Origin of the sequence: Micromonospora sp. CPM1 (assembly GCF_023896895.1) — a bacterium.
Classification (GTDB): Bacteria; Actinomycetota; Actinomycetes; order Mycobacteriales; family Micromonosporaceae; genus Micromonospora; species Micromonospora tulbaghiae.
In genome coordinates, this window is sequence record NZ_JAMHIU010000007.1 from 233,287 (window position 1) to 258,835 (window position 25,549).

Annotated in this window: 23 protein-coding genes, 3 tRNA genes and 1 pseudogene; 10 read left to right on the plus strand and 17 right to left on the minus strand. The window is 71.9% G+C overall.

What is annotated here, in order from left to right; translation table 11 throughout:
- Window positions 1-89: 89 nt before the first annotated feature.
- The 8 genes and pseudogenes from M8C11_RS11365 to M8C11_RS11400 form a co-directional block, all read right to left on the minus strand.
- A complete protein-coding gene (locus M8C11_RS11365) occupies window positions 90-3,551 on the minus strand; it encodes a LamG-like jellyroll fold domain-containing protein (protein WP_252449526.1) in 3,462 nt (1,153 codons plus the stop codon).
- A gap of 116 nt (window positions 3,552-3,667) precedes the next feature.
- On the minus strand, window positions 3,668-6,862 hold the full coding sequence (locus M8C11_RS11370; protein ID WP_308212738.1) for a hypothetical protein: 3,195 nt from the start codon (window positions 6,860-6,862) through the stop codon (window positions 3,668-3,670).
- A gap of 430 nt (window positions 6,863-7,292) precedes the next feature.
- The gene (locus M8C11_RS11375) at window positions 7,293-7,484 is read right to left on the minus strand and encodes a hypothetical protein (RefSeq protein ID WP_252449510.1); all 192 of its coding nucleotides are present in this window, start codon (window positions 7,482-7,484) and stop codon (window positions 7,293-7,295) included.
- A 71-nt stretch (window positions 7,485-7,555) separates the two neighbouring features.
- Entirely contained in the window at window positions 7,556-7,831 is a 276-nt protein-coding gene (locus M8C11_RS30510; RefSeq protein WP_252449528.1) for a hypothetical protein, read from the minus strand.
- A gap of 97 nt (window positions 7,832-7,928) precedes the next feature.
- A pseudogene (locus M8C11_RS30515) lies at window positions 7,929-8,039 on the minus strand (MerR family DNA-binding transcriptional regulator); the annotation flags it as partial.
- Between the two features lie 47 nt (window positions 8,040-8,086).
- The gene (locus tag M8C11_RS11390; protein ID WP_252449511.1) at window positions 8,087-8,638 is read right to left on the minus strand and encodes a kinase; all 552 of its coding nucleotides are present in this window, start codon (window positions 8,636-8,638) and stop codon (window positions 8,087-8,089) included.
- A gap of 39 nt (window positions 8,639-8,677) precedes the next feature.
- Window positions 8,678-8,932: a hypothetical protein gene (locus M8C11_RS11395; RefSeq protein ID WP_091329812.1), complete on the minus strand. Its 255-nt coding sequence runs from the start codon at window positions 8,930-8,932 to the stop codon at window positions 8,678-8,680.
- A gap of 198 nt (window positions 8,933-9,130) precedes the next feature.
- Window positions 9,131-9,206: transfer RNA gene (locus M8C11_RS11400), tRNA-Lys, on the minus strand.
- Window positions 9,207-9,393: 187 nt separating this feature from the next.
- On the opposite strand from M8C11_RS11400, the gene M8C11_RS11405 reads away from it, so the two are divergent.
- Window positions 9,394-10,668 carry an Ig-like domain-containing protein gene (locus tag M8C11_RS11405; RefSeq protein ID WP_252449512.1) on the plus strand — a complete coding sequence of 425 codons (1,275 nt, stop codon included), beginning with the start codon at window positions 9,394-9,396 and terminating at the stop codon, window positions 10,666-10,668.
- 162 nt (window positions 10,669-10,830) lie between these two features.
- Window positions 10,831-12,126: an Ig-like domain-containing protein gene (locus M8C11_RS11410; protein WP_120571376.1), complete on the plus strand. Its 1,296-nt coding sequence runs from the start codon at window positions 10,831-10,833 to the stop codon at window positions 12,124-12,126.
- 47 nt (window positions 12,127-12,173) lie between these two features.
- Here the strand turns inward: M8C11_RS11410 and M8C11_RS11415 are convergent.
- Window positions 12,174-12,249: transfer RNA gene (locus tag M8C11_RS11415), tRNA-His, on the minus strand.
- A 90-nt stretch (window positions 12,250-12,339) separates the two neighbouring features.
- The gene (gene orn / locus M8C11_RS11420; protein WP_013474266.1) at window positions 12,340-12,930 is read right to left on the minus strand and encodes an oligoribonuclease; all 591 of its coding nucleotides are present in this window, start codon (window positions 12,928-12,930) and stop codon (window positions 12,340-12,342) included.
- Between the two features lie 74 nt (window positions 12,931-13,004).
- Between orn and M8C11_RS11425 the strand changes: the two genes are divergently transcribed.
- Window positions 13,005-14,300 (plus strand): glycosyltransferase 87 family protein, encoded by a 1,296-nt coding sequence (locus M8C11_RS11425; RefSeq protein ID WP_120571378.1) that lies wholly within the window; start codon window positions 13,005-13,007, stop codon window positions 14,298-14,300.
- A gap of 103 nt (window positions 14,301-14,403) precedes the next feature.
- On the opposite strand, the gene M8C11_RS30700 is transcribed toward M8C11_RS11425, so the two are convergent.
- The 3 genes from M8C11_RS30700 to M8C11_RS11440 form a co-directional block, all read right to left on the minus strand.
- The gene (locus tag M8C11_RS30700; protein WP_252449513.1) at window positions 14,404-15,255 is read right to left on the minus strand and encodes a hypothetical protein; all 852 of its coding nucleotides are present in this window, start codon (window positions 15,253-15,255) and stop codon (window positions 14,404-14,406) included.
- 140 nt (window positions 15,256-15,395) lie between these two features.
- Complete coding sequence (locus M8C11_RS11435; RefSeq protein WP_252449514.1) at window positions 15,396-16,121, minus strand: YcnI family protein; 726 nt, start codon at window positions 16,119-16,121, stop codon at window positions 15,396-15,398.
- A gap of 15 nt (window positions 16,122-16,136) precedes the next feature.
- A complete protein-coding gene (locus M8C11_RS11440; protein ID WP_374667857.1) occupies window positions 16,137-17,804 on the minus strand; it encodes a copper resistance CopC/CopD family protein in 1,668 nt (555 codons plus the stop codon).
- A gap of 222 nt (window positions 17,805-18,026) precedes the next feature.
- Here M8C11_RS11440 and M8C11_RS11445 point away from each other — a divergent pair, with 222 nt between their 5' ends.
- The 4 genes from M8C11_RS11445 to M8C11_RS11460 are packed head-to-tail and all read left to right on the plus strand — an operon-like array spanning window position 18,027 to window position 20,975.
- Complete coding sequence (locus M8C11_RS11445) at window positions 18,027-18,614, plus strand: sigma-70 family RNA polymerase sigma factor (RefSeq protein WP_013284395.1); 588 nt, start codon at window positions 18,027-18,029, stop codon at window positions 18,612-18,614.
- A 30-nt stretch (window positions 18,615-18,644) separates the two neighbouring features.
- Window positions 18,645-19,169, plus strand: a complete 525-nt coding sequence (locus M8C11_RS11450) for a MauE/DoxX family redox-associated membrane protein (protein WP_120571381.1) — start codon at window positions 18,645-18,647, stop codon at window positions 19,167-19,169.
- Entirely contained in the window at window positions 19,162-19,878 is a 717-nt protein-coding gene (locus tag M8C11_RS11455; protein ID WP_121684579.1) for a thioredoxin domain-containing protein, read from the plus strand. The genes M8C11_RS11450 and M8C11_RS11455 overlap by 8 nt, the downstream gene beginning before the upstream one ends.
- Window positions 19,875-20,975, plus strand: a complete 1,101-nt coding sequence (locus M8C11_RS11460) for a hypothetical protein (RefSeq protein ID WP_252449516.1) — start codon at window positions 19,875-19,877, stop codon at window positions 20,973-20,975. Before M8C11_RS11455 ends, M8C11_RS11460 begins: the two co-directional genes overlap by 4 nt.
- 155 nt (window positions 20,976-21,130) lie before the next feature.
- Here M8C11_RS11460 and M8C11_RS11465 read toward each other — a convergent pair whose 3' ends face one another.
- Genes M8C11_RS11465 through M8C11_RS11480 form a run of 4 tightly spaced genes read right to left on the minus strand, consistent with a single transcriptional unit; the run spans window position 21,131 to window position 23,797 of the window.
- Window positions 21,131-21,892 carry an energy-coupling factor ABC transporter ATP-binding protein gene (locus M8C11_RS11465; RefSeq protein ID WP_252449517.1) on the minus strand — a complete coding sequence of 254 codons (762 nt, stop codon included), beginning with the start codon at window positions 21,890-21,892 and terminating at the stop codon, window positions 21,131-21,133.
- Window positions 21,889-22,659 carry a cobalt ECF transporter T component CbiQ gene (gene cbiQ, locus M8C11_RS11470; RefSeq protein ID WP_120571385.1) on the minus strand — a complete coding sequence of 257 codons (771 nt, stop codon included), beginning with the start codon at window positions 22,657-22,659 and terminating at the stop codon, window positions 21,889-21,891. Before cbiQ ends, M8C11_RS11465 begins: the two co-directional genes overlap by 4 nt.
- 2 nt (window positions 22,660-22,661) lie before the next feature.
- Complete coding sequence (locus M8C11_RS11475; RefSeq protein WP_252449518.1) at window positions 22,662-23,081, minus strand: PDGLE domain-containing protein; 420 nt, start codon at window positions 23,079-23,081, stop codon at window positions 22,662-22,664.
- The gene (locus M8C11_RS11480) at window positions 23,078-23,797 is read right to left on the minus strand and encodes an energy-coupling factor ABC transporter permease (RefSeq protein ID WP_252449519.1); all 720 of its coding nucleotides are present in this window, start codon (window positions 23,795-23,797) and stop codon (window positions 23,078-23,080) included. The genes M8C11_RS11475 and M8C11_RS11480 overlap by 4 nt, the downstream gene beginning before the upstream one ends.
- Before the next feature lie 123 nt (window positions 23,798-23,920).
- Here M8C11_RS11480 and bcp point away from each other — a divergent pair, with 123 nt between their 5' ends.
- The 3 genes from bcp (at window position 23,921) to M8C11_RS11495 (ending at window position 25,177) form a co-directional block, all read left to right on the plus strand.
- Window positions 23,921-24,391, plus strand: a complete 471-nt coding sequence (gene bcp / locus M8C11_RS11485; protein ID WP_013474255.1) for a thioredoxin-dependent thiol peroxidase — start codon at window positions 23,921-23,923, stop codon at window positions 24,389-24,391.
- A gap of 108 nt (window positions 24,392-24,499) precedes the next feature.
- Window positions 24,500-24,585: transfer RNA gene (locus M8C11_RS11490), tRNA-Leu, on the plus strand.
- A gap of 64 nt (window positions 24,586-24,649) precedes the next feature.
- On the plus strand, window positions 24,650-25,177 hold the full coding sequence (locus M8C11_RS11495) for a GNAT family N-acetyltransferase (protein WP_252449520.1): 528 nt from the start codon (window positions 24,650-24,652) through the stop codon (window positions 25,175-25,177).
- The last annotated feature ends 372 nt before the right edge of the window (window positions 25,178-25,549 follow it).

The window sequence follows — 25,549 nt, forward strand, 5'->3', positions numbered from 1 at the left end:
CCCCTCCAGGGGTTGCGGGACAAGAACGGGGAAAGGTCTCGCGTGCCGGTGGGGCCGCCCGGGAGCGGGCGGCCCCACCGCCTGTCACGTCAGAGCGAGAGTTGTTCGCGGACCTGGACGTTGAGCTTCTCGATCAGGACCTTGTCGGCGACGCCGTCGTAGACCCGGACGTCGTCGATGGCACCGGACAGGTGCTCCTTGAAGGCGCCGTCGAGCCAGGCGCGGCCGAGTTGCACCCCGCCGGTGGCGACGAACGGCGACACCAACTGGATCGCCTCGGTGAAGGACCCGTTGACGTACAGGGTCACTTCGCGGGCGTAGCCGTTGTAGACGAGGGTCAGGTGGTCACCCTTGCCGACCAGCTTCGGCGCCTCGTCGGTCGCCTTCCTGGTCCACTCCGGCGCGACCGTGTCGGCGCTCGCCATCGCCAGTTCCCACTGCCCGGCGTCGTTGCAGCGCACGACGACCGAACTGCCGTTGGTGCCCTTCTGCGAGAAGACCGTCATCGGCGTACCCGCACAGTTGCTGGTCAGCTTGACCCGGGCGCTGATCGAGAAACTGCCCGCCATGTCCGCGTTGGTCGACGTGCTGGCGTAGCTGTCCGCGCCACCGGTCAGCGCGAGGTGACCACCGCCGAGCAGGGACAGGACCGGGTGCTTGAAGACCGTCGCGCCGGCGCCCAGGGTGAGTCCCGCTCCGCCGCGCTCCTCGGGGCTGACCTTGTTGGTCTCCGCGTTCAACCGCCAGTACGCCTTACGGCTCGGAGCGGTCTTCTGCAGACCGGTGACCTCGTCGGCGATGATCAGCCGGTCGAAGACCGAGACGTCCGCCATCGCCCCTCCCCAGTTGTCGGCGTAACCGCTCTTGGTGAGCACACGGCCGATCTGGAGCGGACCGCGCGACTTGGTCAGCGACCTGCGCTGGGCGACGCGCGGGGCGTTGTTCCCGACCTGGAGCGACATCTCCTTCTTCGCACCGTCGAAGATGGCGGACACGTACGTCCAACCCGTGGTGGCCGCCGCACCGTCGACCTGCCAGCGGCCCAGTGAGTTGACGTCGTTGACCGGCATCCGGAAGAACCAGGTTCCTCCCTCGACCCCCAGCGCGAACCCGGGCTCACCGGTGCCGTCCTGGCTGACCGCCACCTGCCTGCGGCCGGCATCGTCGACCTTGAACCAGCCGGTGACGGCGAAGCTCGCCGACGTGTCGGTCAGGACCGGCTTGCTGGTCGTGAGGTGGGCGTTGGCCGTACCGTCGAACCGGGCGGCGGTGTCGGACGTCCCACCCGGACCCTCGACCCCGAACGTGACGCCACTTCCAGCCGTAGCGTCGTTGTCACCGAGCCCGTCGCTGGCGCCGTCCTCGCCCGCGACCTCGCCGAGCGACCACTGGGCGGTCGGCGGTCGCTTGCCCACCCGGAACGTGCACGAGGCGATGCTGCTCGAACGGCCGGCCCGGTCGACGGCCTGGACGTTGATCGTCCGCGGGCCCTCCTTGTCCGGGTACCAGTTCGGCAGGGTGACCGGTCCGCCGTCGGTGGTGGGCCGAAGCACGTTCACGCCCGGCGCCGGGTTGGTGTTGAAGCCGTACCGGTACTCCACCACGTCCGTGGCGGCGGAGTCGAAGACGAAGTTGCCGGGTACACCGATCGAACCCAGCCACTCGTCGCTCTCGATGCAGTTCGACGCGCTCGCCGTGCCGTTGTCGGCCGCGTCCTGCGGCAGGTACACCGCGGAGTCGACGTCGGGCGCGCTGGGGCTGGTCTTGTCGTAGAGGAACTGACAGACGTTGCGCGAGCCCTCACTGCTCCACGGACCCCAGCTGGTGTTGTCGCTGGCCCGTACCTCCCAGGAGATGGGGACGTTCTGCGCGATGTCACTCGGGACCGTGTACGAGAAGACCGATCCGCTGGCCTTCAGCGGAGTGGTGTACGAGCGTGTCTGCAACGTCCCGCCGGCCGGCGTCCAGGTCACCTTGAACTCGGCCTTGATCTGCTCGGTGTGGGCCGAGGAGTGGTCCGGGTCCCGCAGCACCGCGTTCAGCCGCGGCGGCACGTCCACGTAGGGCGCGCCGGAGCCGTAGACACACTGCCCGCCGGGGGACATGGTGAGTTCGTTGAGGTTGGCGATCACCGGCGCCCGGTTGTAGCGGACCGAGAGGACGCCGTTGTCGCAGAACCGCTTGGTGTGCGTCGAGTCGCTCTCACTGACCGACCGCAGGCCGAGGGTCACGTTGCTCCAGCCCTTGGTCACCGCCTGCTGCACCGCGGCCTTCGCGTTCCACTCCGTGTTCTGGTTCGTGGAGGTACAGGTGGCCTGCGTCTTGGTCGGTGAGCTGGTGGCGAGGTGCGTCGCCCCGGACCAGCCCGAGCCACCGGGCTGGTTGCTCCAGTTGGTGGAGGAGGTGATCCCGGCCGGCATCAGGTAGAGCGCCGCCGCCCGGGCGGTCGAGTTGTAGACGTGCTGCAGGGTGACCCGGAAGGTGGCCTCCAGGATCGTCTTGCCCGAGTACGGCGTGGCGAGCCGGTAGAACAGGCGCTTGACCTTCGAGTTGTTGCAGGAACTGGGGCAGAGGCCGATCCGTTCGTGCCGCTTGCCGTCGAACTTCCAGTACTCCTCGTTGGGGTAGCCGCTGTCCACCATCGCCCAGGCGCTGTTGGTGCTGCTCTGCCAGACCGGGTCGATGTACAGCGGGAACGAGGCCTCCGGATCGGTCAGCATGGACCGGTCCGGGGTGAGGGTGAGGGTGTTGTCCGAGTAGTCGAGGCCGACCGGAGCCACCTCCGACGTGTCGCCCGGTCCCTCGGCCGAGGCCGCGCCCGGGTCGGTCGACGAGGTGTCCAGCGACCGCGCCGCGGCCGCATCGCCCCCCTCCTGGCTTCCGCTGTCCCACATGGTCGGCGCGTCCGCCTCCAGGACCGGGTTGTTGGTGACCGGGTCCAGGGCCACCACGCCGCCCTCGGCCGTCTCCTCGATGGTCAGACCCACCGCGGCGACCCCGAGCCGGAGATTCTGGAGCTCCGGCAGATTGGCCGCCTCCGGCGTCTTGACCACCAGTACGTGCGAGAAGCCCTCGACGGTGACGTTCGTGACCAGGTCGACATCCTGGAAAACGTTCGGGTAGGTCGCCTTGCTCTCCTCGACCACGGGAGCGGGAAGCGGCCCGTGCGGCCAGGTCAGGGTCATGCTCTTCTGGTCCCGGGTGACCACCATCAGCGCCGCGGTGCCGCCCTGGGAGAGCTGCATGCCGAGCAGCGCGGCCGCCGGGCCGTAGGAGCCGTCGGGCTGGACCACCAGGGTCGAGTCCGCGGGTACCCAGGCGTCCCCCTGGGTGACCCGGACCGGCTGGGTGTGGCCGTTGGCGATGAGCGTGCCGTCCGGCTGCGCGAAGACGTCGCGGTACTCCGTTCGGTGCGCCAGCACCTCGACCGGCTGGTTGAGTGCCCTGGCGGCGACCAGCGCCTCGGCCTCGGTGTCCCGGACGAGGTCCTCCGAGGCCGCCGCGGTGCGCGGCGCCGGCTCCGGCGGCTGGACGAACACCGCTGTGGACATCAGGCCGGCGAGGCCGAGCGTGAGGCCGAGCGTGAACACCCGGCCCCGTTTTCTCGTACGACGGGCCACCCTCTGGTCCTCCCCCGCTGGATAACTGCTCATGTCGATGCTCTTCATCAGCTGATCGCCGCCCCGAACGCGCTGTGCCCGGTGGGGAGACCGCCCTGTCCCGGCTGCCAGGTGACGCTCGGGACCGTGTTGCCCGCCTTCAGGTCGGCCCAGGTGAACCCGTAGACGGCGTCGGCGCCGTAGGGAGTGCCGACGTAGAGCCGCTGCGAGGTGGCCGAGAGCGAGGTGCCGACCAGTTCCTGGACGCCGGCCGTCCCCGGCATGCTGCCCGATTCCCGGTGCAGCGTGGTCGGCGTGCCGATCGGATTCGCCAGCGCCGGGAAGATACGTACCCGTCCGGAGTCGGCCACCGACGTGCCCGCGTCCTCACCCGGCACGCCGATCGCGACGAACATCGTCGCGTTGGTGCCCTCGCTGCCCGGCGCGGTGTTCACCACCACGACCTTCTCGCCCAGGTAGTCACCGTCCTCCGAGGCGTACGTGATCGCGGGCAGTTCGGTGAAGGTGTTCGCGGCCGTGACGTGGAACCGGTGCACCAGCCCGGCATCCGGTGCCGGGGTGTTGGTTGCCGCGACGACCAGGTCCTCACCCGGCACGCCGACGACGACCAGCGAGTCGGCCTGGCCGGCGGGAGCACCGACGGGCCGGTACGGCGCGATCGAGATCGACTTGCCGAAGTTGTCGTTGGCCTCGGCGTCGTTCGAGACGTTGGCGACGTTCTGCTCCAGGCCGGCGGCGAGCGTCGGCAGCCCGTTGGTCAGCGTGTGGCTGAAGACGTTCACCGCTCCGGCGAAGGCCTCGGTGCCGATCGCCTCGCCCGGGGAACCGACCGCCCAGTGGTACGTGGAGGCGGCCACCGAATAGCCCGTGCGATCGTCGGTCTCGGCCGAGCCCGGGATGCCGCTGCCCTGGGACATCACCACGTTCACGGCGCCGCGCAGGTAGTGCACGACCCCGGTGAACGGGTTGCCCAGTCCTTCACCGGGAGCGCCGATGACGAGGTACGGCTCACCGCTGGCGGTGCGGCTGCCGGCGACGGCGTAGCCGAACCAGTCGTACGCCTCGGCCGCGTCCGGGACGTTGGCGCTGTCCTGGTGGTACCAGACGGCGGGCGGGCCCTGCGCGAGGCCTGCGGGTGAGCCGAACAGCACGTAGACGACACCGGCCTGGGCCTGGCCGCTGACGGCCTGGTTCGGCACGCCGACCGCCAGGTCCGTGCAGCCGTCGTTGTTGGCGTCGTACGCGGAGATCGACGTGCCGAAGCGGTCACCCGCCTCGGCCGCACCGGGCATGTTCGCCCCGCCCTCGTGCAGGGTGTGCACAGTCGTGCTGCCGCCGTACGTGACGTTGATCCGGCCGGCACGGATCTGGCCGTTGACGGTGGCCTCCGGGTCGGCGATCGCGATGTCGGCGACGCCGTCGCCGTTGAAGTCGCTGTCCGTTCCGGCGGTGCAACCGGTGACCGGAGTGGCCGTGGTGTACACCTGCATCTCACAGAACGACGACCATGCGTCGCTGCCGCTGACCCCGTCCGCGGCCTTCACCCGCCAGCGGTAGATGCCGCCGTCCACGAAGGCGCCGGCGGGAACGGTCGCCGCCACTGTGGCGCCGGAGGCGACGTTGCTGGACGACGCCGAACCGATCGCCTTCTCCGCGTTCATCGCCCACCACTCGAAGGTGACTGTCATCGCGGTGCCGTCACCGTCGGCGACTGTGGCTTTGAGCTGCGGCGTCAAGGTGTTGACAAGCGGGCGACCCGAGCCGGTCGCGCACGTGGAGGCAGGGACGGTCGACCGGGCCGTCACGGTCGGGTACGAGTTGTACGTGACGCTGGCCTTGGGCACCTCGGTACTGGTGGCCGCGTTGCGGGAGCGGAACTGTTTGAATGCCTTCGAATCGGTTTCGTCGGTGGCCCGCAGGCCCATGTCGGCGCGGGTGTCACCGGCGTTCGCCGCGCGCTGGAAGAACTTGGTACCGCTGATCCCGATCCAGGCGTCGTTGCAACTGGCGTCGTAGCCGGCAGTTGCCAGGGTGGTCGCCTCCTGGTTGTTCCACGCCGGCTGGGTGTCCCAGATCATGTCGTCGGCCACCGCCCCCACGGTCCAGAGCTCCCACGACCGGCCCTCGCACTGGGGCGACCACCAGTTCCAGAACGAGACGGTGGCGGAGGTGATCTGCTTGCCGACGAGGGCCGCGGTGTCCCAGCGCAGCAGGGACCGGGTGACGGGCCCGGTCGGACCGAGCCGGCCGAGTCGGAGGTCGTCGGTGCCGCCCCGGTTGACCGTGTCACCGGCCTGGATGAACGTGTCGAAGGTGGTGTACAGCGGGTTGATCGTCGGGTCGATGACGATCGGATACTCCCGCTCGGAGTCGGTCAGCCAGCGCATGTCCGGGGTCAGCGTCAGGTCGAGCCGGCCGGTTCCACGGGCCGCGGCGGCAGGGGCGATCGTGGATGCGACCGCCGTCTCGGTGACGGGATTCCCGAGCGCGTCGACCCGCGCGTCCCACATTCGCAGCGCGGGAGTGCGCGCGACCACCCGACCGGCGGTGTCCTGGATGGCGGTGTTGCCGCCGGCGTCGCGGACTGCCCGGGTGGCGTTCGGCCCGGTGATCGGCAGCGTGAGGCGGGCGACCTGCTTCACGGCGCTGCGGTCCTTGACGACGAAGAACGCCTCCATCCCGGCGCGGGTCGCCTCGACGATCAGGTCCACCCCGGGCAGCGTGTCCACATAGGTGGCCCGTCCGCCGTCCAGCTTCGGCTCGGGCAGCCGACCGGCCCAGCCGACCGCGAGCCGGTCGGCTCCGTGGCCGAGGACGGCCAGCTCCGTCGTGCCGTTCGGCTGCGCGCCGGAGACGACCAGATCGAACGGGTGGGCGACGGCGGCAATCCGCCCGTCCGCGCCCTTGCGCAGGGTCAGATCGACCGGAACCCACTGGTCGCCGCGCCGGATCCGGCTCGCGCCGACCGAGAGCTCGGCCCGGAACTGACCGTCCGGCAGGGCGAAGACCTCGGTCGTCTCCGATGTGAGGCTCTTGACCTGCACCGGCTTGCCGGACTCCCGGGCGGCCCGAAGGGACACCGCTTCATCGGTCCGGCTCTCCACGCCACCTGTCACGCCGTCCGGTCCAGCGGCGAGAAACTCCGCCGGTTCTCCCGGTACGCCCGCCAACGCGGCCGCCGTCAGTACGGCGACGCCCGCAGCCAGGCACGAACGGACAGTGGCCGTCACTCGACGTGCCACAAACCCTCCCCCGTGTGCTTTCAGTTGTGCGAGCGGGACTCTAAGGGCGTCCTGCCTCAGCGCACAAGGTCGGACACGTTGCGTCAGGACGGATCACGGCGAACTGGACATCCCATCGATCGCTCAACACTCTCGGTAACCAAATCCGCCCTCCACACTGGAAGGCTGAGCGACTGCCACACCCATGTGCGGCGACCTCGGGCGGCCGGACCGATCTTTAAAACCGCAGATCAGTAGATGGTTGCCGCAGTCAACTGACGCCGCGCGACTCGCTCCACCATTGCGAGCGATTTTCATGCATTGCCATCTTCGAATATGACACCGTGTAGTTGTCATTGATTGAACAATCAGCCGACGTCGTACTCGACCATCGGGGGACAGCGCCGGACCACTCAGACCGATTCACGCACCGAAATGGCGGCGGGCGGCATCACGCCAACCGCTCGGGCAGGTCATCGGTGCAGCACGCAGCGCCGAACAGGGACCGTGGAAAACCGATTCGTACCGTCAGAGATATTCGCCCCACGTGACAGATGCGGCGGCCGGGATCACCCTCGTCGGCGGGGTGACACGTGGTGATCATCTTGCCCATCTCAAGCGAGACAATCGGCACGACGCTCATCGGTCGAAATCACTGCGGTGCCGAGTTTCGTCCGGTCTTGGCCGACCTTCTGACATCCGGGCCGCGACGGTTCAGCGCCCATGGTCCTGGGCGGGTGCCTCCGGTCGTCGTTCGACCGGCGCGCTGCTCAGCACACCGTCGGGGCGGACCTCCTGACGAAGACGCGCCAGGTCGACGAACCGGTCGCCGTCGGGCGGGACGGCGTCGAGCAGGCGCAGTACCACGGTGCAGTACTTGGCCATGGTGTTCCGGCCCGGCATGAAGATCGACAGTTCGTCGTGGGCCTCGGCCGTCTGCACGATCAGGCCGGCGGGCAGGGGCGGCAGCGTCCCCGGTGTGTCCGCCACCGCGACCTTGACGATCCAGAACGGCCGGCGCCGTGGTGTCCCGCAGCAAGGTGATCAGCATGGCCCGTTCCACCTGGTCGAAGGCGTACGAGCGGTGGCCGGTCCGGTCGTCGACCTCGGCGGGTACGAGCAGCCCTTCGGCGTGGTAGAAGCGCAGCGCCTGCGGCGACAGGTGGCACATCTGGCTGAACTCGCTGATCGACAACATGACCCCAGACTGCCTCTTGCAGTAACTGCAAGGGCAAGTGACGCCGCCTAACCCCTGTCGTCGTCACGCCCGGTCTGGGGCAGCCCGGAGGCGGCCGCGATCGCCTCGACCGCCTCGGCCAGGCTGGTGGTCTCCGGGAGGACGAGTTCGCCGGGCCAGCCCAGGACGTCGCGCGCGGCGTACCAACCGCTCATCTGCTCGGCGGTGAACTCACCGGCCTGCGGGCGGGTCAGGTGCCGGCGCAGCGTCTCGGCCAGGGACACGTCGAGGTAGCAGAACAGCGACCGCCCCCGGTGGCCGTCCCGCAGCGAGGTCAGCACGTCGCGGTAGCGGCCGGTGTACAGGATGCCTTCCAGGACCACGTGGTAGCCGTGGTCGAGGGCGAACCGGGCGGTCTGCTCGATCAACGCGGGGGCCACGCCGCCGGCCTTGTCCCGTTCGCGCAGGACGATGCGGCGCAGGTAGTCCTGCTCGACGAGGGCGCAGCCCCGGCCGTGCCGGCGTCGTAGTTCGCGGGCGATGCTGCTCTTGCCCGAGCCGGAGTTGCCCCGGATGCAGACGAGGATCGTGTCCGAGCTGCCGGTGGCCTCAGCGGACACGATCCCTCCCTGGCGTCGGGTACCGCAGGCGGATGCCGATCAGGCCCGGGTGATCACCAGGAACGCGTACCCGATCACCTTCGTGCCGTCCCAGTTGTACATGGGGCGGCAGGCCTGCGGCTTCGTCCACGACGACTGGTACTTGGGCCGGGCCTCGTTGCAGGCCTTCAGGGTCGAGTAGGTCGGGCTCGAGTAGTCCGCGTACGCGGGCGCGCCCAGACCGAGCACCAGGGCGCCCGCGACCGAGGTGGCGGCGACGAGGCTGCGGATCCGCGGCCGTCGGAAGGCTTTCATGTCTTCTCCCATTCTCATCGTCGTCGCCCGACCGTCCATCATGGCCGCACGACCATGATCAGCTTAGGGCGGTGGCACAAGGCGCACCCCGGGCCGGGTTCCCGCCCCGCCTCACGGACGATCACCCGCCGCACCGGCACCCACGTACGCGAAAAAGGCCCCGACCGGCGTGGAACGCCTGGTCAGGGCCTTGCTCGTTGGTGCGCCGCCAGGGACTCGAACCCCGAACCCGCGGATTAAGAGTCCGCTGCTCTGCCAGTTGAGCTAGCGGCGCTCTCTGACAACGGGAAGAAGATTAGCACGCCCGCCGAGGCGGGTTCCAATCCGATACCGGGGTCCACCCTTCGGACGAGCTTAACCGGCGAAACCGGCCAAAACGGTCACCTGATCCGGCGCGGGGGCGGGTCCGACGGCGTCGATACGGCACGATGTCCGCCAGGCACGCGAGGACAGGGGTGGGCATGGGCAGGTTCGCGCGGGCCGGGGCGACGGTGGGCGCCCTGGTCCTGACGGCGTCGCTGGCACTGACCGGGTGCGGCGGCGGCGACGAGGGGAAGAAGCCGGAGTTCGTGCCCGGCCAGCAGCAGGTCGGCGGCGTCTCGTCCTCCGCGCCCGACCCGAGCGTCGCGCCCAGCGACAGCGCCGCCGCGCCGCCGCTGACGGTGAGCCCGGCCGACGGCGCGAACGCCCGGCCGGTCAGCACCGAGATCAGCGCCCGCATCCCCGGCGGCGGCACCGTGTCGAAGGTGGTGCTCGCCACCGCCGACGGAACGAGCGTCGCCGGGCGGATGCGGCGCGACGGCTCCAGCTGGGTGCCGTCGGCCGCGCTGAAGTACGGCACCAAGTACACCGCCACTCTCACCGGCGCCGGCAAGGACGGCCAGACCTACCAGGGCACCAGCACGTTCACCACGATGGCCAAGCCCAAGTCGATGATCGGCTCCGGCCTCTACATGTTCAGCGGCAAGACGTACGGGGTCGCCATGCCCGTGGTCGCCGAGTTCTCCCCGGGCATCCCGAAGAAGGACCGGGCCGCCGTGCAGAAGCGGATGTTCGTGCAGACCGACCCGCCGCAGCCCGGCGCCTGGCACTGGGTCGACAACGGCACCCAGGCGTACTACCGCGCGCCGGAGTACTGGAAGACCGGCACCACGATCACGGTGCGGCTGGCGCTGGCCGGGATCCCGCTGAGCAACGGCCGCTACGGCAACATCGACCGCAGCGCCACCGCCAAGATCGGCCGCGCGTTCGAGATGACCGTGGACAACGCGACCAAGCAGATGACGGTCTCCGAGAACGGCTCGGTCATCCGTACGCTGCCGGTCAGCCTGGGCAAGAAGAGCACCCCCTCCTCCAGCGGCACGATGGTGGTGATGGAGAAGAAGGAGTCCACCGTCTTCGACACCCGCAGCGAGCCGGACCCGGCCAACCGCTACGTCACCGAGATCGACTTCGCCCAGCGGATCACCTGGGGCGGCGAGTACATCCACGCCGCGCCCTGGTCCGAGGGTGTGCAGGGGCGCCGCAACGTCTCGCACGGCTGCGTGAACGTGTCGATGGCCAACGGCCGGTGGCTGTTCGGCAAGACGATGGTGGGCGACCCGATCACGGTGAAGGGCACCGAGCGCCGCCTGGCCCCTGGTAACGGCTGGACGGCGTGGAGCATGAGCTGGTCGCAGTTCGTCGCCGGCAGCGCGCTGCCCGTTCCGCAGGGCGGGCAGCCGGCGCCGTTCTGACCGGCGTAACGTGGTCGGACACGCCACCTCCGACGAAGCGCCGGACGGCACGGGAATCGTTACACCCGGGCGGGGTGTTCCGTTTCACGTCCGGCAACGCGTACCCGCTCCGGCGCGTCTGACCTGAGACGACGGGGAACGGCATCACCTTGTGAGGGAGTCATGCGAGCTGGCCAGGACGAACCGATCCGGGGCGTGAGCGCCCGACGCGTCGGCCGCCGCCGCGCGCTGGCAGCCGGGCTGCTCGCCGCTGCGATGGCCCTGACCGCCTGCACCAGCGGCGGCGGCGACAAGCCGTCGAGCTGGCAGGGCGGCGGCGACGGCGGCGAGAAGGCCCCGAAGGCGGCGGCCACCATCAGCGAGCCCGCCGCCGACGCCAAGGACGTGCCCGCGTCCACCGCCATCACCTTCACCACGAAGGAGGCACAGGACACCACCGTCGAGCTGAAGGACGCCGCCGGCAAGGTCGTCGACGGCACGCTCGCGGCGGACGGCGGGAGCTGGCTGCCGTCAGCGGCCCTGGAGTACGGGCAGACGTACACGGCGACCGTGACCGCGACCGGCGACGACGGCAAGCCCGCCACCGCCACCAGCACGTTCACCACGATGGCGAAGCCGGCCAAGCAGATCCGGGTCACCAGCTTCCTCGGCGACAACCAGGTCGTGGGCGTGGCCATGCCGCTGATCGTGAAGTTCGGCCGGGCCATCCCGGAGGACTACCGCGACGACATCCAGCGCCGGATGACAGTCACCTCGAAGCCGGCCCAGGAGGGCATCTGGCACTGGGTGAGCCCGACCGAGGTGCGCTACCGGCCCAAGACGTTCTGGAAGGCCAACAGCACCGTCAGCTACAAGGTGCAGGCGGGCGGGCTGCCGCTGGGCGGCGGCTGGTACGGCCGGGCCGACCTCAGCGTCGACATCAAGATCGGTCCGTCGTTCGTGATGACCGTCGACAACCGCACCAAGCGGATGACTGTCACCCGCGACGGCAAGGTGGTCAAGACCATCCCGGTGAGCCTGGGCAAGAAGAGCACCCCCTCCTCCAGCGGCACCATGGTGGTGATCGAGAAGCTCCGGCACACGGTCTTCGACACCATGGAGGAGCTGGGCCCGGAGGAGGGCTACCGCACCGAGATCGACTACGCCCAGCGGCTCACCTGGGGCGGCGAGTTCATCCACGCCGCGCCCTGGTCCGAGGGCGTGCAGGGCCGCACGAACGTGTCGCACGGCTGCGTCAACGTCTCGATGAAGGAAGGCAACTGGCTGTTCGCCAACACCCGCATCGGTGACCCGATCACCGTCAAGGGCACCGAGCGCAAGCTCCAGAACGGCAACGGCTGGACCGACTGGAACATGAGCTGGGACGAGTACGTCAAGGGCAGCGCCCTGCCGTACGAGCCGCCGTCGGACGACACCACGCCGGACGCCGGTACGCCGAGCGTCGAGCCCACCCCCTGACCCCCGCACACGACGAAGCCCCCTCCCGGAGGAGGGGGCTCCGTGTCTGGGGTGACTGATGGGAATTGAACCCACGACAACCGGGACCACAACCCGGTGCTCTGCCAACTGAGCTACAGCCACCATGCTCGCCGCTCCGGTCGCCCGGGGCGGTGCGCGGACTAATCATAGCCACACTCCGGCCGACCCCGTCCACCGGGTTCGGCGCGGGCGTCAGAGCTGGGCGGCGATCGCCTTCGCGGCCTCGACGTCCGGCCCCGGCAGCGGCACGAACACGGTCCGGCGGTAGTACTCCAGCTCGCGGATGCTCTCCCGGATGTCGGCGAGCGCCCGGTGGGCCAGGCCCTTCTGCGGCTGCCCGAAGTACACCCGCGGGTACCAGCGCCGGCACAGCTCCTTGATCGAGGACACGTCGATCATCCGGTAGTGCAGGTGCGCGTCCAGCCGGGTCATGTCGCGGGCCAGGAAGCCCCGGTCGGTGGCGATCGAGTTGCCGCACAGCGGCGCCGTACGCGGGTCCTTCACGTAGCTGGTCACGTAGTCGAGCACCATGTCCTCGGCCTCGGCCAGCGTCACCGTGGAGCGGCGTACCTCCTCGGTGAGGCCGGACTTGGCGTGCATGGTCCGCACGATCTCCGGCATGCCGTCGAGCGCCTCGTCGTCGGCGTGGATCACCACGTCGACGCCGTCACCGAGCACGTTGAGGTCGGGATCGGTGACGAGCGCGGCGACCTCGATCAGGGCGTCCCGCCGCAGGTCGAGCCCGGTCATCTCACAGTCGATCCAGACGAGAAGATCAGCCACCGGAACAGACTACGCGCCGCCGACGCGCCCGCGCCTCGGCCCGGCGGCCGAGGTGGACCGCTAGGGTTTCCTGCGTGCCAGCCGAACCCGTCGCCCCACCCGCCGTCCCCCGTGACGACGCGGGCGGGCGTACGGCTCTCCGGGTGGTCGTGGTGCTGGCGCTGATCGCGATCCTGCCGGCGCCCTACCTGCGCAACCTGCGTCACGACTACTACGACCAGAAGATCTACATGTCGGCGATGGACTGGTGGGCGGCCGGGCACCCGCTCTACGACTACGTCCAGCCGGACCGGGTGCAGGGCGCGCTCTACTTCACCTATCCGCCGTTCGCGGCGCTGCTCCTGGCGCCGTTCGGGTATCTGCGGCTCGGGGTGGCCATCGCCGCCTTCGCGGTGCTGACGGTGGCCGCGGTGGTGGTGACCACGCGCTGGCTGGTGCTGCCGGTGCTGCGGCGGCACGACCTGCCGCGGGGGTTCGGCCTCACCGTCGCCGTGCTGCTGGTGCTCGCCGTGGAGAGCACCCGGGAGACGATCACGCTCGGGCAGATCAACATGCTGCTCGTGGTGCTGATCCTCGGCGACCTGCTGTTCGCCGTACCGCAGGGCCGGCGCTGGGCCGGCGTGGGCGTGGGGCTGGCGGCGGCGCTCAAGCTCTTCCCCGGCATCTTCGTGCTCTACCTGCTAGCCGCCCGGAAGTGGCGGGCGGCGGCCGTGGCGGCGGTGACAGCGGCGGTGGCCACGCTGCTGGCGGCGGCGGTCGCGCCGGGCGACTCGTGGCGCTTCTGGACCCACGAGCTGTGGGTGACCGACCGGGTGGGCCGCCCCGACTACACCGGCAACCAGTCACTGTTCGGGCTGCTCAGCCGCCTGACCGCGCCGACCGAGCCGGACCGGCTGCTGTGGCTGCTGCTCGCGCTGGCGGTGGCCGCGTTCGGCCTGTGGCGGGCGGCGCGCGCGGCCCGCGCGGGGGACGCGCTGGTGGGTCTCACCCTGACCGGGCTGGTGGGCGGGCTGGTCAGCCCGATCACCTGGATCCACCACCTGTACTGGTTCATCCCCGCGGTGGTGGTGCTCGTCGACGCGGCACTGGACGCCGATCCGGCGACGCCCGGCGGGGCCCGCCGTCGCGGCGGCCTCTTCGCGCTGGCCGCCGTCGTCGGCCTGCCGATCGTGTACGGGTTGGTGACGTTCCAGGACTGGGGCACCGCCGTCGTGCACACGGACGACCCGGTCGACTTCGTGGTCCGCAACATGTACGTCCTGCTGAGCCTGCTGGTGCTCGCGGCGCTGCCGATCCGCCGGCATGCGGACGAGAAACCGATGACTCGGACTGAACGGACACACCTCGCAACAAACGGCGATCAGCGCTAATCTGGTACCAACTACCTCAGTTTTCTCCCAGGTAGCACCGATCCCCCGGTGAAAGGACGGCCCTCCGCGTCGGCAGCGCGGAGGGCCGTTCGGGTTCTCCTCGTCAGTCCTGGTCGTCGCGGCACCGGCTGGGCGGCGGGGCGATCGCCGCGCGGGTCCGTCCCCCGGACCCGGAGCCCACTGCCACCAGGTGCCGCTCGGGTCGCGACGCCGGGCCCGGCTGGCGGCCCAGCCCGCTCAGCGAGGTGACGCCGAGACGCCCGGCCAGCACCGGCACCTGGTCCGGCTCGACCACGAAGACCACCTCACGCGGCCGCAGCGGGCGCAGCAGCACCACCACGGCGAGGACGACCAGCAGCGTCCCGCCGGCCAGCAGCGCCCACGCCAGCCCGGGGAACCACCCGGCCCGCAACTCGGCACGCATCCGCAGGTCGAGCCCGTCCGCGCCGTCCACGCGCATCACGACCAGGCTCAACGACCGGCCGGACAGCTCCGCCGGGCTCCACTCCAGGGAGCCGACGCCCTCGCGTACCCAGAAGGGTGCCGACATCGGCGCGGCGGTGCCGGCGCCCGCGGTGGCCGGGTCGAGATCGACCGGCAGCGGGCCCCGGGTGACCGCGACGCGGCGCACGGTGCTGTGCGGGACGTCGGCCAGCCACCGTCGCACCTGGTCGGTCGGGGCGAGGCCGAGGAAGACCTCGCCGTCGTCGTCCCGCGCGCTCAGGTGCAGCCGGGCCTGCCCGGTGCGCGCCACCGGCAGGTCGGCGCGCAGCAACGCGTCCACGTCGGCCACCACCACCGCGCGGGCCGGCGTGCGGACCGGCTCGAACCGGGCGCCGAACCCGCCGTCCGGGTCGGCGTGCCGGGCGGCCAGCCAGAGACCTCCACCCGCCAAAAGCGCCGGAATCCCCAACGCCAGCAGCACCACACCGGCGATCGTGCGTACGAAACGCATTCGCGTCGTCCCTCTCGGTAGCCAACTACCCGGCCGACCTTACCGACGTGCGTCGGCCGATCGCCGGATATCGGCGGCACCCGGCCGGGACGGCGACCGGCCCGGCGGATCGTTCCGCCGGGCCGGTGAACCGCTCGCGTTCAGGACTTCGCGGCGGGCTCCCGCCGGGTACGCGCGAACGCCAGGCCGCCGAGGGCCAGGCCGCCCAGTCCGGCGACCAGGCCGGCCACCCCGAGGGCGGTGGCGGCACCGGAGCCGTCGTCGTCATCGTCGTCGTCCGCCGCGGCGGCCGGCGCGCTCGCGCCCGGCGACGCGGGCGCCGCGGCGGCGAGCTTGAGCACCGGCGCCGGGTTCTCCGGCTCCTCCGCGCCCGGCGTCGGCTCCTCGATCCACCGGGAGACGTTGCCGTCGGAGTACGTCTGGAGCACCTTGAACACCATCGTGTCGGCCTGCGGCAGCGGGCCCATCGACACCGGGAACTCCTGGAACTCGCCCGGCTTCACGCCGGCGTTCGGCGCGGCGGTGAAGGTCAGCTTGGAGACCGCCTCGGTGAGCTGGCTGCCGTGCACCTCGATCGGCGGGTCGACCTTGCGCTTCTCCACCGCGACCGTCCAGCCCGCCACCGGCATGGTGGAGACCGAGCCGACCGGGGCGTTCTCCGGCAGGTTCACCTCGACCTTGACCGTCGACGCCGTGTCGCTCTCGTTCGGCACCCGGAACGCGAACCGGCCGTAGCCGCCCTGCGTACCCTCGGCCGGGTTGATCGTGACGTGCGCCGAGGCCGGCCCGGCCACGCCGAGCACGGCCGTGGCGACGGCGGTGAGGGTCAGCGCGGCGACTGTCGCGGAGCGCCGGAGACGGATCATCAGATGGACCTTCCGTTACTTGATCGGCACGGTGGCGGTCACCGTGGCCTGGTCGATGTCGGTCGTGCGGACGGTGATGCGCAACTGCCAGTCGCCCCGGGCCGGCAGGTTGACCTCACCGGTGGCGTGGTTGTCGCTCAGCGGCAGCAGCGGGACGGTGATCGGCTCGATCCCGGCCGACGGCAGCGCGGCGGTGACCTTCCACTCCTGCACCGGCTGAGGGCGGCTGTCCTTGGTGTAGGCGTACAAATGCATCGAGTTGTTGCCGGTCTCGGCCGGGTCCAGCTGGACCTCCAGCGAGTAGATCGGGCTGCTCAGCGTGGTGGAGAAGTAGCCCTGCTCGGTGCCCGCGACGTCCGCGGCGGCGGTGCGCGCCGGAGTGGTCTGCACGAGCGTCGCCGACACGCCCAGCACCACCGCCGTGATCACCAGCTCGGCCACCACCGCGCGCCGCATCGCGCCCGGCCGGCCGGCGGCGACCCGCCGCCGCACCAGCGCCCGGGAGTACGCGGCCACGCCGATCACCAGCGCGAACAGCACGATCTTGGCGAGCAGGAGCCGGCCGTACGTGGTGTCGAACAGCGCCTGGATGCTGGCCACCTCGATCAGGCCCTGCACGGTGCCGGCCAGCAGCAGCGCGGCCACCGCGAGCGCTGCCCAGCGGGACCAGATCGGCAGGATCGCGTCCAGCTCGCGCTCGTCGGCCCGGCGCAGCAGGAACACCGCGAGCATGACCAGGCCGCCCAGCCACACCGCCATGCCGCCCAGGTGCACCGCGTCCACCACCACCGACACCGCGGGCGCGGGCGAGGCCGCCGCGTGCCCGGCCAGCGGCCAGGTGAACAGCGCCGCGCCGCCGAGGACGGCCAGGATGATCCCGTCGGTACGGCCGATCGGACCGGCGAACAGCGGCCGGAGCAGGAACGCCGCCGCGGCGAGCAGGCCCAGCCGGACCAGGTGCGTGGTGCCGTAGGCGCTGCCCAGCACGTCACCCAGGCCGGAACCGGTCACGTCGAACAGGCCGCCGCCGTTGACGTACGGCACCTGGAGCCACACCTCGGCGAGCGTCGCCGCCGCCAGCAGACCCAGCCCGGTCCAGGCCAGCCGTGCCGGCCCCCGGCGGGACAGCCGGCGCGGCCAGAGCGCGGCCAGCACCAGCGCCGGGCCGACGAGCAGCAGCAGACCGGTGTAGCCGGCGTACTTCGCCACCTTCACCGCGTTCTCGGTGACCGGGTTCGCCCGGTTGTCCGTACCGCTGTCGGTGGGCGGCTCCGACGGCGCGCCGACGGAGTAGGTGAAGGCGCCGGAGACCGGGTGGCTGTCGGCCGAGATGACCCGGTAGCTCACCAGGTAGGTGCCGCGCCCGGCGGAGGGGTCCACCGGGATGGTGACCTCGGCGCCCTGGAACGTCGGCTCGCCCCGGTCGGCCCGCGAGCCGTCGGGGGCGATCACCCGCACCTTCCCGGGCACCTTGCGGACGCCCTCACTGAACGTGATCACCACCTGCGCGGGCGCCTCGGGCACCACGGCGGAGGCGGCCGGGCTGCTGCTCACCAGCACCGCGTGGGCAGCGGCCGGGGTGGCCGGGACGAGCAGCAGGGCGACCAGCAGGAGCAGCAGCCCGGCGACGGCCCCGGAACGGGCGGCGACGGCCCGGGACGGGCGGCGTACGGCAGCAGTCATGACCGCCATGGTTCCCGAACCGGGGCGGGTCCGGCGAGCCGGTCTCCGGCGGGCGTGACCGAGCGCCCACCCGGTGCGGCGGCGCGCGCCACGCCGGGCCTGCTCGGAGGTCATGGGAAGGTAGTCGGACGGCGGGCGGAAAAAGTTCCCGGCGTGTGCGGGACCACGGAATGGGTCGAAGGACCCTGTCCCCTCCAGGTACGCCGCGTAACCTCGGGTGACGTGATCCCCGGCCCGCGCGACACCGCCGCCGACCGCCCCGAGTCGGCGCCCGACGCTGCCCGGGACGCGGCCACCGGCTGGGCGCTGGCCGCCCGCGACGGGAACCGCGACGCGCAGGCCGCATTCGTCCGGGCCACCCAGGCCGAGGTGTGGCGCTTCGCCGCCGCGCTCGTCGACCCGGACAGTGCGGACGACCTGACCCAGGAGACGTACCTGCGGGCGTTCCGGGCGCTGTCCGGCTTCGAGGGGCGCTCCAGCGTGCGTACCTGGCTGCTCGGGATCGCCCGGCGGGCCTGCGCCGACCACCTGCGGACTGTGGTGCGCCGCCGCCGGCTCGACGCGCGGCTCGCCGCCCAGGCCGCCACCGACCGCCCGTACCCGGACCCGGCCGGCCAGCTCGGCGCCACCGACCTGGTCCGCCGGCTGCCCGCCGAGCGGCGCTCCGCGTTCGTGCTCACCCAGCTGCTCGGCCTGTCGTACGCCGAGGCCGCCGACGTGGAGGGGGTGCCGGTGGGCACGATCCGCTCCCGGGTGGCCCGAGCCCGCGACGAACTGGTCGACGCCGTCGGCGACACGCTGGCCGGATAGCGGGAACCTTTCGTGGCGCTCGGACGACGAATGACTGTGACCCCCTCCCCCTCCCGGGCCGGCCGCTGGCAGGCCCTGCGGCCCTGGCTCGGCGTCGCGGCCCGCCTCGGGCTCGCCGCCGTGTGGCTGATCGCCGGCGGCACCAAGGTCGGTGACCTGGCCGCCTCCGGCCGGGCCGTGAACGCCTACCAGGTCATGCCGTACGACGTGGCCACCGTGATCGGCGCGGCGCTGCCGTTCGTCGAGCTGGCCCTGGGCCTGCTCCTGCTCGCCGGGCTCGCCACCCGGATCAGCGCCGGCGTGTCCGCGGCGCTGCTCGTGGTCTTCATCGCCGGCATCGCCTCGGCCTGGGCCCGGGGCCTGGCCATCGACTGCGGGTGTTTCGGCAGCGGCGGGCAGCTCGCCGCCGGCCAGACACCCAGCTACCTCCCGGAGATCCTCCGGGACCTCGGGTTCCTGGTACTCGCCGGGTTCCTGCTGATCTGGCCCCGCACCCCGTTCTCCGTGGACGGGTGGCTGGCGGGCGACGACACCGTGGAGGACACCGATGAGTAGTCGCAAGGGGCGCCGGGACGCGGCCCGCGTCGTACGCGAGCAGATCGCCCGGGAGAAGCGGCGCAAGCGCACGCTCTGGACCTCGATCGCCGCGGTGCTGGTGCTCGTCATCGCCGGTGGCATCGGCTGGGCCGTCTACTCCAGCCAGAAGTCCGACGAGTTCACCGCCCCGCCCGGGGCCAACGACGCCGGCACCGGCATCGTGCTCGGCACCGGACCGGTGACCATCGACCTGTACGAGGACTACCTCTGCCCGGCCTGCAAGCAGTTCCAGCAGATCAACGGCGAGACGCTCAACCAGCTCGTCAACGAGGGCAAGGCGAAGCTGGTGTTCCACCCGGTCGCGTTCCTGAACCGCTTCTCCACCACCGAATACTCCACCCGCTCCTCGGCCGCCTCCGGCTGCGCCGCCCAGGGCGGCAAGTTCCGCGAGTTCACCGACCAGCTCTTCGCCAAGCAGCCGGCGGAGGGCGGCGCCGGGCTCAGCAACGACGAACTCGTCGACATCGGCGCGGGCGTCGGGCTCAACCGCGACGAGTTCGCCTCCTGCGTCTCCGACGGCACGTACCGGTCGTGGACCGAGCACGTCACCGACGAGGCGAGCAAGTCCGGCGTGACCGGCACCCCGACCATCAAGGTCAACGGCAGCGAGCTCCAGGACCGCAGCCCTGAGGGGATCAAGTCGGCGGTGGAGGCGGCCGGCAAGTGATCGCACCCCTACGCCGGGCCGCGCTGGTGCTCGCCGTCGCGGCCACCGCCCTGCTCACGCTCGCCGCGCCGGCCGCCGCACACGGCGCGGACGCGCCCGACGGCACCGACTACCGCGCCACCATCAGCGGCGTCGACCCGGACCGCCCCGGGCTCACCGCCCGCATGGTGGAGGCCGGCGCGCGGCTGGAGCTGACGAACGACACCGGCGTCGACGTCACGGTGCTCGGCTACTCCGGTGAGCCGTACCTGCGCATCGGCCCCGGCGGCGTGTACGAGAACACCCGCTCCCCCGCCACGTACCTGAACCGGACGCTGGCCGGGGAGACCCGGCTGCCCGCCGAGGCGAACCCGGCCGCCGCGCCCGACTGGCGGCGGATCGACGACGGACCCACCGCCCGCTGGCACGACCAGCGCACGCTGTGGCGGGAGGACGCTCCGCCGGCCGCCGTCGCCGCCGCCCCGGACCGGGAACACCGGGTACGCGACTGGGCGGTGCCGCTGCGCGCCGGTGACACCACCGGAGCCGTACGCGGCACGCTGGACTGGGTGCCGCCACCCGACCCGTACCCCTGGTGGGTGGCCGCCACGCTGGGCTTCCTGCTGATCGGCGCGGCGGGGCTGGCGCCGGGCGGCACCGCCGCCGGGGTGCGGGCGCTGCGCGCGGTGGGCGCGCTGCTCGCCCTGGGCGGCGCCGCCACGGTGGTGCTCACCGTCGCCCGCGCGCTGGACACCGGCTCCCCCGGCGTCGGCGGAACGCTCGCCGAGCTGGTCACCGGCCAGGTGTGGACGCTGCTCACCGGGCTCGGCGCGCTCGCCGCCGGCGGGTACGCGCTGGCCCGCCGCCCGGCCGCCGACTTCGTGCTGGCGCTCGCCGGCGCCTGCCTCACGCTGTTCGCCGGAGTGACGAACCTGGCCGCGCTGTCCCGCTCGATCCCGCCGGCCGCCGGCCCGGCCGTGCTGGTCCGGGTGCTCGTGGTGGTCGGCCTGGCGACAGGCGCCGGCGCGGTGGCGGCAGGACTGCTGCGCCTGCGCACCGCCGCGAGGGCAGCCCGCACCACCCCCCACCCCCACGCCCACCCAACCCCGACCTCCTGAGCACCACCTCCCCCGGCCTCGGCGCGTGCTCGCCTTCGCCCCGGCGATCTTGCAGTTGCTGCCCCGGGCCTGCGGTTTTTGCCCGGGTTCGCCCGGGCCGGAAATGCAAGATCGCCGCAGAGGAGGGCGGGGACGGGGACGGGACGGGGGCGGGGTCAGCTCGGGCGGGGGGCGAAGCCGTACGGGAGTTCCAGGCGGTGGGCGGTCAGCAGCGCCTCGTCGGACAGGAGGTCTGCGGTGGGGGCGTCGGCGACGATGCGGCCGCCGTCCAGGATCACCGAGCGGGGGCACAGCTCGGCCGCGTACGGCAGGTCGTGGGTGACCATCAGCAGCGTCACCGGCAGGGAGCGCAGGATCTCCGCCAGCTCGCGGCGGGCGGCCGGGTCGAGGTTCGACGACGGCTCGTCCAGCACCAGGATCTCCGGGCGCATGGCCAGCACCGTCGCCACCGCCACCCGGCGCCGCTGCCCGAACGACAGGTGATGCGGCGCCCGGTCCCGGTGCTCGCCCATCCCGACGGCCGCGAGCGCCTCGTCGACGCGGGCGGCCAGCTCGGCCCCGCGCAGGCCCAGGTTGGCCGGGCCGAACGCCACGTCCTCGGCGACTGTGGGCAGGAACAGCTGGTCGTCCGGGTCCTGGAAGACGATGCCGACGCGGCGGCGTACCTCGGCCAGCGTCTCCCGGTCGCGGCTGACCGTCAGGCCGCCGACGCTCACCGTGCCCTCGGTCGGGGTGAGGATGCCGTTGAGGTGCAGCACGAGCGTGGTCTTGCCGGCGCCGTTGGGCCCGAGCAGCGCCACCCGCTCGCCGCGCGGCACGGTCAGGTCCACCCCGTGCAGGGCGACGTGACCGTCCGGGTACGCGTACCGGACGCCGCTGATGTCGAGGGAGGGCGGCTGCTGCACGTACCCGATCATTGCAGGACGAGTGCGACGGCGGCGATGGTGGCCGCGATCGCCGGCACCGTCGCGGCGGCCGCCCACTGGCCGGCGGTGGCCGCGCCGGCCCCCTGCCACACCGCCGGCATCCGGCCGGTGTAGCCGCGGGAGAGCATCGCCAGGTAGACCCGCTCGCCGCGCTCGAACGCGCGCAGGAACAGCGCGCCGACCCCGGCCGCGAAGCCGCGCAACTGCCACAGGAACCGCGGGTCGTCGCCCCGGGACACCCGCGCCACCCGCATCCGCCGGGCCTCGCCGACGAGCACCTCCAGGTAGCGCAGCATGAACGTGGCGATCTGGGTGAGGATCTGCGGGCACCGCAGCCGGTCCAGGCCGACCAGCAGGTCACGCGTCGTCGTGGTCGCGGCGAGCAGGAGCGACGCGAGTACGCCGAGCGTGCCCTTGGCGAGGATGTTGAACGCGCCGTGCAGCCCGTCGACGGACAGGGCGAGCCCGGCCACCTCGACCCGCTCCCCGGCGCCGAGGAACGGCAGCGCGAACGCGAACAGCACGAACGGCAGCTCGATCAGCGCCCGGCTGAGCAGCCAGCGCGGGCCGACCCGGGCCAGCGCGGCCACCACGGCGACCAGGAGGGCGTACCCGCCGAAGGCCCAGTACGCCTCCCGGGGCGTGGCCACCACCGCGACTGTGAACAGCACCATGGCGGCGATCTTCACCTCCGGCGGGAGGCGGTGCACCGGCGAGCCGGACTCGCGGTAGAGCACGTGCGCGTGCCCGGCACCCATGGTCAGCGTGTGCCGGTGGACGGGGTCGCGGCCTCGTCCGCCGGGTCGGCGCTCGTGGTGGGCGCGCCGGATCCGGTGGGCTTCGCCGGGCCGCGGCGGCGGGCCAGCCAGAACAGGCCCCCGCCGAGCGCGAAGGTGAGCAGCACACCGAGTACGCCGGACAGGCCGGTGGAGACGAAGTCGTTGCCGATCCCGCGTACGCCGTAGTCGGCCAGCGGGCTGTCCGCCAGCTCGTGGTCCTTGGCCTGCTGGGCCGGGCAGCTACCGCCGGTGATCTCGTCGTCGGCGTTCACGGTGCAGCCCTTGAGCAGCGACGAGTCGAGCCCGTCCGGGTGCGAGGAGGCGTAGTTGCTGACCACGCCGGCCAGCAGCAGGGCCACCAGCAGGCCGCCGAGCAGGAACGGCCAGTGACGCTTGCTCATCGGGCACCTCCGGCGACCGGGACGGCGGGAGCCGGCGTGGCCGGCTTGAGGGCGCGCAGCGCGTACACCAGGTCGGGCCGGACCTTCGCGACGGTGACCACAGTGGTCGCGGTGATCAGGCCCTCGCCGATGCCGATGAGCAGGTGGGCGACGGCCATGGTGCCGGCCAGGCCGGCGAGGTTGCCGCCGAGGTCGGTGGTGCCGCCCAGCCAGTACTGAAGGACGAAGCCCTGGGACGCGACCACCACGCTGACCAGCGCGGAGACGAAGGCGGTGACGGCCAGCCCGGCCGGGGTACGCGGCAGCACGCGCAGCAGGAGCGCGATCAGCAGGTACGCGGCGGCGGTGCCGAGGAGCGCCATGTTGGTGACGTTGAGGCCGAGCATGGCGACCCCGCCGTCACCGAAGACCAGCGCCTGCACGATCAGCACCACGGCGACACAGAGCGCGCCGACCCAGGGGCCGACGAGCAGCGCGGCCAGCGCGCCGCCGAGCAGGTGACCGCTGACCCCGGCGGTGAAGATCGGGAAGTTGAGCATCTGCACGGCGAAGATGAACGCCGCCACCAGCCCGGCCATCGGAGCCAGCCGGTCGTCGAGGTCGGCTCGGCCCCGCAGCACGCAGAAGGCGAGCGCGGCGAGGGCGAGAACCGCGAAGATCGCGGCGACCGGACCGTTGATGATCCCGTTGGAGATGTGCATCGCCAGGGTGTCCACGCGCTCAGCGTATTTCCAGGAAGGCACTGTTGCCAATATCTGGCAACAACCTCATGATGGCCGTCACCGCGCCGGCGGGTCGCCGTCGGCCGACCGCACCGGCCCGGCGGTATCGTCACCGCCATGACCGACCGCCTCAAGCCCGGCGACCCCGCCCCCGAGTTCACCCTCCCCACCGACGACGGCGGCACGCTGTCCCTGGCCGGCCTGCGTGGCCGCAAGGTCATCCTGTACGCGTACCCGGCCGCCATGACGCCCGGCTGCACGAAGCAGGCGTGTGACTTCCGGGACTCGCTCGCCTCCCTCCAGGCCGCCGGCTACGAGGTGGTGGGCATCTCGCCGGACAAGCCGGCGAAGCTCGCCAAGTTCCGCGACCGGGACGCCATCACGTTCCCGCTGGTCTCCGACGAGGACAAGGCGGTGCTGACCGCGTACGGCGCGTTCGGCGAGAAGCAGATGTACGGCCGTACCGTCACCGGCGTGATCCGCTCGACGTTCGTGGTGGACGAGGACGGCAAGATCGAGCAGGCGTTCTACAACGTGCGGGCCACCGGTCACGTCGCCAAGCTGCGGCGGGACCTCGGCCTCGACTGAGGCCGCCGGACGGGCATGCCACGTCGCGTCGCGGCCCGTCGCGTCGCGGCTCGTCGCGGCCCGGAGTACACACGGCTCCGGCGCGACACTCTAAACTCGGCGGGTCGGGCGGGAGTGGCGGAACGGCAGACGCGCAGGCCTTAGGAGCCTGTGTCCGAGAGGACGTGGGGGTTCGAAACCCCCCTCCCGCACCATCAGCGCTGTCACGCGCATCACGAACGCAGGTTCGGGCCGGGTCGCCGCGCGCAGGATGGCGTCGTGGACCTGCGTTGCGTACTCGACCCCGACCTGACCCCCGAGCTGCGCGAACAGGTCATCGCGCTCTGGGTGGACGTGACGAACGCCGGCGGCGCCGTCGGCTTCGTCGCCCCCGTGACCGCTGACGAGGTACGCCCGCTCGCCACCTCGACGCTCGACGAGGTGGCGGACGGGCCGGACCGGCTCCTCGCCGGCTACGAGGGTGAACGCCTGGTCGCCGTCCTCGTCATCGCCGACAACCGGTTCCACCTCAAGACGCACTGGCGGGTGCTCAAGCGCGTGATGGTGCACCCCGACACCCAAGGGCGCGGGTACGGCGCGGCGCTGATGCGCGAGGCCGAACGGATCGCCCGACGGCTGGGTTTGGCGGCGCTGCACGTGACGGTCCGCGACGGTCTGGGACTGGACCGCTTCTACAAGCGCCTCGGTTATCGCGAGATCGGCCGCCTCCCCGCCGCGCTGCGCCTGTCCCCCACCGACGCCCGAGACGAGATCCTCATGTGGCTGGACCTCCCCACCCCGACCTGACCCCTCCCGCCCCCGCACTCCCCCCGACCCTCGGCGATCTTGCACTCATGGCCCCGACAAATGCCGCATCCAGGACACCTGGAGGGCAGCAAGTGCAAGATCGCCGAGGGCTGGCATCGCCCGCTCCCCCCTCCCGGCGATCTTGCGGTTGGGGCCTGGGCGAAAGGTGCTTATGCGGCAGCAGAGGGGCCACGAGTGCAAGATCGACGGGGCAGGAGGGAGCAGTCCCCGGGGGCAGGAGCGGCGGGCGAGGGTCAGGAGCAGGGAGGTGGGGTCGGTGGGGCGGCGGCTGCCTGCACTACCGGCTCCGTGAGCCCTGGGGTGGGGGTGGGCGGCGGCGCGGGGGTGGAAGGGCTGGGGGTGGGGCTCGGG